Annotated in this window: 11 protein-coding genes and 2 tRNA genes; 8 read left to right on the forward strand and 5 right to left on the reverse strand. The window is 73.9% G+C overall.

The window, feature by feature from the left end; translation table 11 throughout:
* Positions 1-42 precede the first annotated feature (42 nt).
* Entirely contained in the window at positions 43-1,677 is a 1,635-nt protein-coding gene (locus IH54_RS0118190) for an ABC-F family ATP-binding cassette domain-containing protein (RefSeq protein ID WP_031518031.1), read from the reverse strand.
* Between the two features lie 150 nt (positions 1,678-1,827).
* On the opposite strand from IH54_RS0118190, the gene IH54_RS0118195 reads away from it, so the two are divergent.
* The gene (locus IH54_RS0118195; protein ID WP_043181417.1) at positions 1,828-2,112 is read left to right on the forward strand and encodes a DUF6343 family protein; all 285 of its coding nucleotides are present in this window, start codon (positions 1,828-1,830) and stop codon (positions 2,110-2,112) included.
* A gap of 66 nt (positions 2,113-2,178) precedes the next feature.
* Here IH54_RS0118195 and IH54_RS0118200 read toward each other — a convergent pair.
* Positions 2,179-2,252: transfer RNA gene (locus IH54_RS0118200), tRNA-Met, on the reverse strand.
* A gap of 155 nt (positions 2,253-2,407) precedes the next feature.
* Here IH54_RS0118200 and IH54_RS0118205 point away from each other — a divergent pair.
* The 3 genes from IH54_RS0118205 to IH54_RS0118215 all read left to right on the forward strand — a co-directional run bounded on the left by IH54_RS0118205 (position 2,408) and on the right by IH54_RS0118215 (position 4,309).
* Entirely contained in the window at positions 2,408-2,773 is a 366-nt protein-coding gene (locus IH54_RS0118205; RefSeq protein WP_031518034.1) for a hypothetical protein, read from the forward strand.
* Positions 2,774-2,835: 62 nt separating this feature from the next.
* Positions 2,836-3,357 (forward strand): MarR family winged helix-turn-helix transcriptional regulator, encoded by a 522-nt coding sequence (locus IH54_RS41735; protein ID WP_052397592.1) that lies wholly within the window; start codon positions 2,836-2,838, stop codon positions 3,355-3,357.
* A gap of 124 nt (positions 3,358-3,481) precedes the next feature.
* Entirely contained in the window at positions 3,482-4,309 is an 828-nt protein-coding gene (locus IH54_RS0118215) for an SDR family NAD(P)-dependent oxidoreductase (RefSeq protein WP_031518038.1), read from the forward strand.
* A 30-nt stretch (positions 4,310-4,339) separates the two neighbouring features.
* On the opposite strand, the gene IH54_RS46195 is transcribed toward IH54_RS0118215, so the two are convergent.
* From IH54_RS46195 to IH54_RS0118235, 3 genes are all read right to left on the reverse strand, one after another.
* Complete coding sequence (locus tag IH54_RS46195; protein WP_063762324.1) at positions 4,340-5,818, reverse strand: HNH endonuclease; 1,479 nt, start codon at positions 5,816-5,818, stop codon at positions 4,340-4,342.
* A gap of 86 nt (positions 5,819-5,904) precedes the next feature.
* Positions 5,905-5,992: transfer RNA gene (locus IH54_RS0118230), tRNA-Leu, on the reverse strand.
* Positions 5,993-6,061: 69 nt separating this feature from the next.
* On the reverse strand, positions 6,062-6,415 hold the full coding sequence (locus tag IH54_RS0118235) for a chorismate mutase (protein ID WP_031518040.1): 354 nt from the start codon (positions 6,413-6,415) through the stop codon (positions 6,062-6,064).
* Between the two features lie 146 nt (positions 6,416-6,561).
* Between IH54_RS0118235 and fdhD the strand changes: the two genes are divergently transcribed.
* The 4 genes from fdhD (at position 6,562) to IH54_RS0118255 (ending at position 10,939) form a co-directional block, all read left to right on the forward strand.
* Positions 6,562-7,407 (forward strand): formate dehydrogenase accessory sulfurtransferase FdhD, encoded by an 846-nt coding sequence (gene fdhD / locus IH54_RS0118240; RefSeq protein WP_031518046.1) that lies wholly within the window; start codon positions 6,562-6,564, stop codon positions 7,405-7,407.
* Between the two features lie 78 nt (positions 7,408-7,485).
* Complete coding sequence (locus tag IH54_RS45595; protein ID WP_031518048.1) at positions 7,486-7,860, forward strand: hypothetical protein; 375 nt, start codon at positions 7,486-7,488, stop codon at positions 7,858-7,860.
* Positions 7,861-7,939: 79 nt separating this feature from the next.
* Positions 7,940-8,812 (forward strand): LysR family transcriptional regulator, encoded by an 873-nt coding sequence (locus IH54_RS0118250; protein WP_031518050.1) that lies wholly within the window; start codon positions 7,940-7,942, stop codon positions 8,810-8,812.
* 300 nt (positions 8,813-9,112) lie between these two features.
* The gene (locus tag IH54_RS0118255) at positions 9,113-10,939 is read left to right on the forward strand and encodes an AMP-dependent synthetase/ligase (RefSeq protein WP_031518051.1); all 1,827 of its coding nucleotides are present in this window, start codon (positions 9,113-9,115) and stop codon (positions 10,937-10,939) included.
* Positions 10,940-10,947 lie beyond the last annotated feature (8 nt).

A 10,947-nucleotide genomic window follows, 5' to 3' on the forward strand; every position in this document is an offset into this window, starting at 1 on the left:
GCAAGGACGCCCGAACGGGTTCCCCTCCGCGGCGGGACGCGGTCAGCGCTCGGTGATCCGCCCGTCCGCGACCTCGATCCGCCGGGTGGTGTGCACCGCGTGCAGCATCCGCCGGTCGTGCGTGACCAGCAGCAGGGTGCCCTGGTACGCCGCCAGGGCCGACTCCAGCTGCTCGATCGCGGGCAGGTCCAGATGGTTGGTCGGCTCGTCCAGGACCAGCAGGTTGACCCCGCGGGCCTGGAGCAGGGCCAGCGCCGCCCGGGTGCGCTCGCCGGGCGACAGGGTGGCCGCCGGGCGCATCACGTGGTCGGCCTTCAGCCCGAACTTCGCCAGCAGGGTGCGGATCTCGGCCGGCTCCAGCTCGGGCGCCGGGGCGCGGAAGGCGTCCAGCAGCGGCTCGTCGCCGCGGAAGAGGCCGCGGGCCTGGTCGACCTCGCCGACGCGCACCCCGGGGCCCAGCGTGGAGGTGCCCTCGTCCAGCGGCAGCCGGCCGAGCAGCGCGGCGAGCAGGGTCGACTTGCCGGAGCCGTTCGCGCCGGTGATCGCGACCCGGTCGGCCCAGTCGATCCGCAGGTCGACCGGGCCGAGGCGGAAGCCGCCGCGGCTGACGGCCGCGCCGCCCAGCGTCGCCACGACCGCGCCGGAGCGCGGGGCCGCGGCGATCGCCATCCGCAGCTCCCACTCCTTGCGCGGCTCCTCGACCTTCTCCAGCCGCTCGATCATCCGGTCCGTCTGCCGCGCCTTGGCGGCCTGCTTCTCGCTGCCCTCGGCGCGCGCCCGGCGGGCGATCTTGTCGTTGTCCGGGGCCTTGCGCAGCGCGTTGCGGGTGCCCTTGTCCATCCAGCCGCGCTGCATCCGCGCCCGGGCCTCAAGACCGGATTTGGTGTCGGCGTACTCCTCGTACTCCTCGCGGGCGTGCCGGCGCGCGGTGGCCCGCTCCTCCAGATACGCGTCGTAGCCGCCGCCGTAGACCGCGACCTGCTGCTGCGCGAGGTCCAGCTCGACGACGCGGGTGACGGTGCGGGCCAGGAACTCGCGGTCGTGGCTGACCAGGACCGTGCCGGCGCGCAGGCCCGAGACGAACTTCTCCAGCCGCTCCAGGCCGTCGAGGTCCAGATCGTTGGTGGGCTCGTCGAGCAGGAAGACGTCGTAGCGGCTCAGCAGCAGCGAGGCGAGCCCGGCGCGGGCAGCCTGGCCGCCGGACAGCGCGGGCATCCGCCGGTCGAGCCCGACGCCCAGGCCCAGCGCCTCGGCCGCCTCGTCGGCGCGCTCGTCGAGGTCGGCGCCGCCGAGGGCGAGCCAGCGCTCCAGGCTCTCGGCGTAGGCGTCGTCCGCGCCGGGAGCTTCCTCGACGAGGGCCTGCGTGGCGGCGTCCAGAGCCTGCTGGGCGGCGGTGACGCCGGTCCTGCGGGCCAGGAAGTCGCGGACGGACTCGTCCCTGCGGTCCGGCTCCTGCGGGAGGTACCCGACGGTGGCGTTCACCGGGCTGAGCCGTACGTCCCCCCGTTCCGGGGCTTCCAGACCGGCCAGCAGGCGCAGCAGCGTGGACTTGCCGGCGCCGTTGACGCCCACGAGCCCGACGACGTCGCCGGGCGCGACGACGAGGTCCAGGCCGTCGAAGAGCCGGCGGGCGCCGTGACCGGCGGCGATGTCTTTTGCAAGGAGGGTGGCACTCACGACCCCCCAACCTACCGGCCGCCGGACCCCGGGCGCCGCCCCCGGCCGGGTGTGCCCGTCCTTGCGGCCCGGGACGTGCGGCGGCCGGGGCTTCCGCCGGGCGCGGCGGCGAGGGAGGCTGGAAGGCGGGAGCCTATACCGGGAGCCGATGTGCGAAGAACCGGATACGAACCGACACAGGCCCGCAGCCCGCTGCGGCTGCGGTTCGGGCTTGCCGTGTGCGGCCTGGTCTGGGGCATCGCCGCCGCCGTCGGCTTCGCCTTTTTCGGCCAGCCCGGCTGGGCCGCCTTCTGCGCGGCGATCGCTGCCCTCGCCGCGGCGGACTGCGTGGTCGTCGTCCGGCACATGCGGCAGGGGCCGCACTACCAGCCGGGCCGAGACGTCCCGCCGTACGAGCCGGTCCGCGAGCGGGACCGCACCCGGCGCCGCCGGTGACGTGCCGTGGGCGCACGGGCAAGCAGAAGGGCCCGGTGCCGTGACGGCACCGGGCCCTTCCCTGAGTAGCGGGGACAGGATTTGAACCTGCGACCTCTGGGTTATGAGCCCAGCGAGCTACCGAGCTGCTCCACCCCGCGTCGGTGAACCCAACCTTACGGGGTCGGCACGTCTACGCCAAATCGTTTACCCGGCGCCGTTCACCCGGCCCGCCCGGCAGGGCCCCTGACCGGGCCTGCCGGGCGGGCCGCCTGCGGCGATATGCTGAGCGCACCGAGTGACGGGGGTCAGGGAAATGCAGAACCTGTGGTGGATCATTCCGGTGGTCCTGTTCGGCGGCGGAACCATCGGCGAGCGGATCAAGGACGCGACGGACCGGCGGCACAAGCGCAAGCTCGACCTGATCAAGGCCGAGGAGCGCAAGCAGAGCGCGCTGGCGTCGGCGAACCGCCCGCCGGAGGCGATCTGCGGCTGCACCCACCACCTCGCGATGCACGGCAGGGACGACGGCAGGTGCCACGCCGAGGTCGAGACGCCGTCGCTGTGGGACGCCGACCGCCAGCCGCTCCAGTTCGAGTCGCAGCAGTGCAACTGCCAGCAGTACGTGGGCCCCGAGCCGCTCGGCACCGTCTACGCCCCCGAGATCACCGACCTGCGCTGAGCGGACCCCGCCTGCCGCGCCGCCCCGCCGCCGCACCCCGGCCCGCCTTGTAACCTGGCCGCATGGCCTCCTCCCCCGCCCCGGCGCCCGGGGCCGCCCCGCGGACGCCGCCGCCGGCGGAGCTGGCCCGTCTGGAAGCGGCCCTCTCCGCGGTCGTCCGCTGGAGCGAGAGCAAGTACACCCGGGCCGAGGTCGCCCGGCTGTCCGGGTGCGACGTCCCGCCGAGCGCGCTGCGGCTGCTGGAGCATTTCGACGTCGCCGGGGCGATGCGGGTGTCGGACATCGCGGACTGCCTGCGTATCGACATATCGACGGTGTCGCTCCAGCTCCGCAGGCTGAAGGCCGACGGGCTCGTCAGCCGCCTCCCCGACCCGGCCGACGCGCGTTCCGGCGTCATCGCCATCACCTCCCAGGGCCGCGACGCGCTCGCCCGGGTCCGGGCCGCCCGCTGCGAACTGCTGGCCGGCGCGTTCGCTCCGGCCGCACCCGAGGAACTCGGCCGGGCGGCCGACACGCTGCTCCGGGTCCAGGAGCACATGCTCGCCGCGATGGCCGAGGCCGGGTACGGCGACCCGCTCGCCTGACCGGGCAGCGCCCCCCAACTCACCGGCGCCCGGCGGCTGTTGCCGGACACCGGGCCAGATGCTTTGATTGATCAAACCAAATCATCTGACGCGCGTCCCCACCGCGCCTCCCGGAAGGACGACCATGCCCACCGCAGTCATCACCGGAGGCACCGACGGCATCGGCCGCGCCCTCGCGGACACGTACCTGGAGCGCGGCCACGAGGTGCTGATCGTCGGCACGAGCACGGCGAAAGGCGAGGCGTTCCTGGCCGCAGCCGCCCGCGGCGGAGCCGGCGGCCGCGCGCGCTTCCTGCGGGCCGACCTGAGCCTGGTCGCGGAGAACCGCCGGGTGATCGACCACGTCACGGCCGCCTACCCGGCGGTCGACCTGCTGGTACTCGGCGCGCGCTACCACCGCTCCACCCGCGTGGAGACCCCGGACGGCTTCGAGAGCACCTTCGCGCTCTACTACCTCAGCCGCCATCTCCTCAGCCACGGCCTGATCGGCCCGCTCCGCCGCGCCGAGCAGGCCGTCGTCCTCAACTTCGGCGCCGCGGGCCTCGCCGGCCCCGTCCGCTGGGACGACCTCCAGCTGCGCCGCGACTACCCGGGGACCGGCGCCCTCGGCCACGGCGGCGCCCTCTGCGACCTGCTGGCCGCGCACTGCGCCCGGACCTACGCCGACACCCCGGTCCACTACGTCGTCAACCACCCCGGCGTGGTGTCGACGAGCTTCGCCGGCGAGTACGACCGGGCGACCGCCGCCCACGTCGCGGGCCTCCGGGCGACCGGCAAGCCCGTCTCCCGGGCCGTCGCCCAGGTCCTCCCCTACCTCACCGCTCCGCCGGCCCGACTGACCGCCGTCCTGGAGGGCCGCCGCGTCCCCACCGACACCTCCGCCTTCTCCCCCACCGCCGCCGCCCGCCTCCACGAGGCGACGACCGGCCTCCTCGCGGCACTTCCGTCGTGACGGCCGTCCACAGCGGCGCCCCGGGGCGACTCATCCGTGGGCCTTCGGCGGCGTTGCCTTCCACGCCCGCTCGAGGGCGTTGTCCCACGTGCCGTTCCGGTCGTAGCTGGCGGCCCGGCAGCCGCGGGACATGAGCGGCGCAGTCACGTGGCGCCAGGGGCTCTCCCCGATCCTGGCTATGGTGTGGCCGCAGTGCCGGCAGCTCGCGTGGTCCATCAGCTCTCCGGTCAGCCGATCGAACTGCGCGGTCCGGTCAGCCACTTCCTCCCTGACGCCGCGCAACACGTCGGCGGCGGTGGACACCCCCGTCGACCCGATGATGTCGCGCACGAGCGCGGCAGCCTCGATCGCGATGTCCGCCCGCCGCGCCGCTTCGGCAAGGCTCCGCGCGCCGTCGTTGCCCGGTGCCTTGCGTACGGTCCATTCCGCCATCTCGGCCGGTGGGCGGCTCGACACCGGCGGCGGCCGGTCAGCGGCGGGCTCCGCGGGCGCATCGGCCAGTCGGCGGCGCGCGACCTCGAAGGCCCATGCCTCGGTCGACGCCTTCTTGGCGACGTTGAAGTGGGTGCTGGTCGCCTTGTCCATGACCGCGTGGAAATGCTCCATGAGCGCGACCCATCGCTGGTCGCCGCCCGCGAAGTCCTCGGGTGTCCAGCCGTAGTGACGTACGAGTTCGTCACGGACCCGGCCGAAGTGGTGCAGGCTCTTCCGTACCGGTCCGGACGTGTCCAGGCGGATACCGACGTCTTTCATGCGCGCAAGGTCCCCCGTCCCCAGACCCGCCCACTTCATGTGACCGTCCCGTTCGCACGCGTAGTCGACCCATGACCAGAACGCCTCGGCGTCCGCGACGTCGGGCGCCTCGCGGTGGTGGCGCGGGCAGAGGAGAGCGAAATTGCGCACGTCGTTGGACCCGCCGAGCGACGCCGGGACCACGTGGGCCCTTTCCACCGGCTTCTGCCAGCAGATCAGGCAGATCGGCTCGTCGAGACCGAGGTAGTCCGCGATGGCCCGGACCGAGGGCCTGGACCTGCGCCCGTCGGCACAGGTGTCCCGGCCGCGCACCGGCAGCTCGCGGTGGTCGTAGGTGTGCTCGCGGCCGGGGTCCCTGATGGTCAGGACGTCGGGGATGTCCTCACGCTGCGGCTGCGGGTTCCGGACGTGGCAGAGCGGCGTGTTAATCTCCGTGAGATATGGACCGAGGTATCCCAGCAGGAACTCCTGCATGATCTCCCACGCGTCCGCGTCGAAGCCTCCGACCGAGTTCCGGTGCCCCTGGACGTCCATGAACAGGTAGCGCGGGGCACCGGGGTTGGACACCGCGGCCTTCTTGAGAACCGAGAAGAGGCGGTGGGCGCACCTGGCGAAATCCTCCTCGACCCGCATGTCGTGGTACAGCGCGACGCCTCTGGGCCCGGCGTCGGCCGCCAGGCCCCCGGACGGGGCTGCGGTCGTCCCCGCCCGGCGGTCGGCGGGCTGCTGAAGGGGTTTCCGAGGGGCGTCGGCCATGGACGCACAGTAGGGGCCGCCACTGACAGCGAGCCGCACGTCTGCCCGCAAAAGCAGAAAAACCCCAGGTCAACTGGGGTTTTCGCTGGTGTCCGAGGGGGGACTTGAACCCCCACGCCCGATAAAGGGCACTAGCACCTCAAGCTAGCGCGTCTGCCATTCCGCCACCCGGACCGGGTCGACCGCCCCGACCGCCTGGGTCGGGGTGACTGGGTCAACCTTACCAAGGATCCGCGGTGCTTCTCACCTGGGATTCCCGCCGGCCTGCTGGGGGCGGGCGGCGATGGCGCGGTGGTGGCGGACGACCTCGTCGATGATGAAGTTCAGGAACTTCTCGGCGAAGGCGGGGTCGAGGCGGGCGTCCTCGGCGAGGCGGCGCAGGCGGGAGATCTGGGCGGCCTCGCGGGCCGGGTCGGCGGGGGGCAGGTCGTGGGCGGCCTTGAGCTCGCCGACCTGCTGGGTGCACTTGAAGCGCTCGGCGAGCAGGTGGACGAGGGCGGCGTCGAGGTTGTCGATGCTGCCGCGCAGCTCGCGCAGCCGCTGCAGGGCCCGCTCGTCGCCTTCCAGGGTGTGCTCGGCGGTCGGCTGGTCGCTCATCTCGGTTCTGCCATCCTGGGAGTCCGTGGTGCTCGCTGCGCGGTCCGGATCACCCTATGACACCCTCGCCTGGTGCCGGGCCGGGAGCGCGGGGCGCACGGAGCGGCCGGCGGGGCGCGGCGGGAGCGCGGGAGGAGTGGGGCCGGATGGGACGGGTCACGGAGCGGCGGCGGGTGCTGCGGATCCGCGGGGCGGCGGCCGCGCACCGGGCGGACACGCTGGTGGCGGAGGAGCCGCTGGAGATCCGGCTGAACGGCCGCGCGCTGGCGATCACGATGCGCACGCCGGGCGACGACTTCGCCCTGGCCACCGGTTTCCTCGTCAGCGAGGGTGTGCTGGCCGCGGCGGAGGAGGTCGCGAACGTCGTCTACTGCGCCGGTGCGACGGCCGACGGCGCGAACACGTACAACGTGGTGGACGTGCGGCTCGCGCCCGGGGTGCCGGTGCCGGACATCACGCTGGAGCGCAACGTCTACACGACGTCGTCGTGCGGGCTGTGCGGCAAGGCCAGCCTGGACGCGGTCCGCACCGCGACCCGACTGCCGGTGGACCCCGCGGGCGGGCCGCGGCTGACGCCCGCGCTGCTCGCGCAGCTGCCCGGGCGGCTGCGCGACGCGCAGGCGGTCTTCGACCGCACCGGCGGGCTGCACGCCGCCGCGCTGTTCGACGCGGGCGGCGGGCTGCTGGACGCGGCCGAGGACGTAGGGCGGCACAACGCCGTCGACAAGCTGGTCGGGCGGGCGCTGCGGGAGGGGCGGCTGCCGCTCGCGGACCGGATCCTGATGGTGTCGGGCCGGGCGTCCTTCGAGCTGGCCCAGAAGGCGGTGATGGCGGGGGTGCCCGTGCTGGCCGCGGTGTCGGCACCGTCGTCGCTCGCGGTGGACCTGGCCCGGGAGAACGGGCTGACCCTGGTCGGCTTCCTGCGCGGCGACTCCATGAACGTCTACGCGGGCGAGGGCCGTATCGCACTGGCGTCCGATCGGGCACACTGAGCGGCGGCCGCGCCCAGCCGGCCGCCCGCCGTCCGGCCGGTCCTCGCCGGCCGGTTCCGCCTGCAAGGAGCCCCCGCGGTGTTCGTCCTCGGTGCCGTCCTGACGGTCCTGCTGCTGCTGGAGGTGGTGCCGTCGGCGCTCGCCGCGCTCACCCGGTTCGGGCCGGGGGTCGAGCGGCTGGACAGCCTGACGCGGCTCGGTCTGCGGCAGGGCCGGCACCTGTGGGTCCTCACCGGCGCCGGGGTCCTGCACACCGCCGCCACCGCCGCCGTCCTCGTCGGGATCCGGCACCCGGCCTACGGGGTCGCGGGCGCGGGCGCGGAGGCGCTGTTCTTCGGGTGGGTGCTGCTGCGGCAGCTGCGCGCCGGGGACCGGGGGCGGGAGCTGTTCGCGTACGGGCTCTTCACGTCGTGGTCGCTCGCGGTGCTGCTGGTGGCCGCGCTGCGGCTGTGACGCGGTGGCCGTGAAGCAGCCGTCAGGGATGGCCGATTACCGACGCGACCGCCATCACGGCCCGCGATAACGTGCCGCCATGTTCGAGCCCGCCCAGTTGCGGACCTTCCTCGCCGTCGCGCAGACGCTGAGCTTCACGCAGGCGGCGCACCGGCTCGGCCTGCGCCAGTCCACCGTCAGCCAGCACGTGCGGCGGCTGGAGGAGTCGGCGGGCTGCCGGCTCTTCCTGCGCGACACCCACGCCGTGGAGCTGACCGAGGACGGCGAGGCCATGGTGCGCTTCGCCCGGCCGATCCTGGAGGCCAACGAGCGCGCGGCGGCGTATTTCACCGGCACCCGGCTGCGCGGGCGGCTGCGGTTCGGGGTGTCGGAGGACTTCGTGCCGACCCGGCTGCCGGAGATCCTGGCCGCTTTCCGGCACGACCACCCCGAGGTGGACCTGGAGCTGACGGTGGAACTGTCCGGCGCGCTGCACGAGCGGCTGGACGCCGGCGGGCTGGACCTGTGCCTGGCCAAGCGCTCGGGCCCGGAGGGCCCGGGGCGGCTGGTGTGGCGGGACAAGCTGGTGTGGATAGGCGGCGAGCGGCTGCGACTCGACCCGCGCCGCCCGGTGCCGCTGATCGCCCATCCCCCGCCGGCCCTCACCCGGGTGCGGGTGCTGGACGTGCTGGAGCGGCACGGCCGGGCGTGGCAGCTGGCGGGGACGAGCGGCTCGCTGGGCGGCCTGGTCGCGGCGGCCCGGGCGGGCCTGGGGGTGATGGCGCATCCGCAAGGGCTGATTCCGGCCGGGCTGGTGCGGGTCCAGTCGCGGGCCGGCGGGCTGCCGGACCTGGGCGGCGTGGACTTCGTCCTGCGGCACGGGCGGCGGGCCTCGCGCGTCCAGGAGGCGGCGGACGCGCTGGCCGGTGCGATCCTCGCGGGCGGCGGCCTGCTGCACCGCCCGCTGCTCTGACCCCTGGTCCGCCCGCTGCCCGAGCGCGGCAGCCGTACTCACGGGAAGGGCGGGGCGTGCGGGGCGGTGGCGATCCTTTGGGGTGGAGTGGGCGTGGCCGGAGCGGGCAGATTTGGTGGAGATCCGCACCCGCCTTCCGCCGCCCCCCGGGGCGCGGGGATCCGGCCGGTTGCCCTGTGACCGCCGGAAACCCCTGCTTCACCAGTACAGACGTCCGATTCGGCGAAACTTTCGGCCCCCTCCCGCCGCGGCCCGGGATCGGGTAACTTACGGCCGCACCAGGCCCGAGGAGAGCACCCGTTGCGTCAGTTCACCGTCCCCCCGCTGGCCACAGCACCCCAGGCCGGCGGTCTGGCGGATGCCGTGTTCGGGAACGCGCGGCAGGCCCCGGACCAGGTGGTGCTCGCGCGCGCCGACGAGCGGGGCGAGTGGCAGGACGTGACCGCGGAGGAATTCCGCGACCAGGTGCTCGCGATCGCCAAGGGGCTGCTCGCGCAGGGCATCAGGTTCGGCGACCGGGTCGCGATCATGTCCCGCACCCGCTACGAGTGGACGCTCTTCGACTTCGCGCTGTGGTCGATCGGCGCGCAGCCGGTGCCGGTGTACCCGACGTCGTCCTCCGAGCAGGTCCGCTGGATGCTGCACGACTCGGAGGCGGTCGCGGCGGTCGTGGAGCACGAGGACCACGCGATGACCGTCGGCGCGGCCGTGGACGAGCTGCCGCGGCTGCACCGGCTGTGGCAGCTCGACGCGGGCTGCGTCGAGGAACTCGCCGCGGCGGGGCGGCACATCGGGGACGACGTCGTCGAGCGGCACCGGCTCGCCGTGACGCCGGGCGCGACCGCGACGGTCATCTACACCTCGGGCACCACCGGGCGCCCCAAGGGCTGCGTCATCACCCACGGCAACTTCATGGCGGAGACGGACAACGTCGTCGCCCGCTGGGAGCCGGTCTTCTCCAGCAAGCCCGGCGAGGAGCCGTCCACCCTGCTCTTCCTGCCGCTCGCGCACGTCTTCGGGCGGATGGTGGAGGTGGCGTGCGTACGGCACCGGATCCGGCTCGGCCACCAGCCCGGTATGACCGCCGCCGAGCTGATCCCGTCGCTCGCGTCCTTCCGGCCGACCTTCGTGCTGGCCGTGCCGTACGTCTTCGAGAAGGTCTTCCAGGCTGCGCGGCGAAAGGCGGAGGCGGGCGGGAAGCTGGCGCCGTTCGAGAAGGCCGTGGAGGTCGCGGTGCGGCACGCCGAGGCGGTGGAGGCGCGCGCCTTCGGCCTCGGACCGGGGCCGAGCGCCTCCTTGCGGATGCAGCACCAGCTTTACGAGAAGCTCGTCTACAGCAAGGTGCGCGGCGCGCTGGGCGGCCGCGTCCGGCACGCGATCTCCGGCGGCTCGGCGATGGAGCGGCGCCTCGGCCTGTTCTTCTGCGGCGCGGGTGTGACGATCTTCGAGGGCTACGGTCTGACGGAGACCACCGCCGCGGCGACCGCGAACCCTCCCGAGCAGACCCGCTTCGGCACCGTCGGTCTGCCGGTGCCGGGCACCTCCGTGCTGATCGCCGAGGACGGCGAGATCTGGCTGCGCGGCGGGCAGGTCTTCCCCGGCTACCTCAACAACGTCAAGGCGACCGAGGAGATCCTCAAGGACGGCTGGCTGGCCACCGGGGATCTCGGCATGCTCGACGAGGACGGCTATCTGACCATCACCGGGCGCAAGAAGGAGATCCTGGTGACCAGCGGCGGCAAGAGCGTGTCGCCGGTCGCGCTGGAGGACCGGGTGCGGGCGCATCCGCTGGTCGGGCAGTGCGTGGTGGTCGGCAACGACCGGCCGTACGTGGCCGCGCTGGTCACGCTGGACCCGGAGGCCGTGGCGCACTGGCTGGCGATCCGCGGCAAGCCGCGGCTGCCGACCAGGGAACTGGTGCACGACACGGACCTGGAGAACGAGATCCGGCGTGCCGTCGTCGCGGCGAACACGCTGGTGTCGCAGGCCGAGTCGATCCGCACCTTCCGGATACTGGCCGCGCAGTTCAGCGAGGAGCGCGGGCTGCTGACGCCGTCCCTGAAGCTGAAGCGCCGGGCGATCGAGTCCGCGTACGCCCGGGAGATCGAGGCGCTGTACCGGGGGTGAGGGGGTGA

The sequence above is a fragment of the Streptomyces sp. NRRL F-5123 genome, from assembly GCF_000721495.1.
Classification (GTDB): domain Bacteria; phylum Actinomycetota; class Actinomycetes; order Streptomycetales; family Streptomycetaceae; genus Actinacidiphila.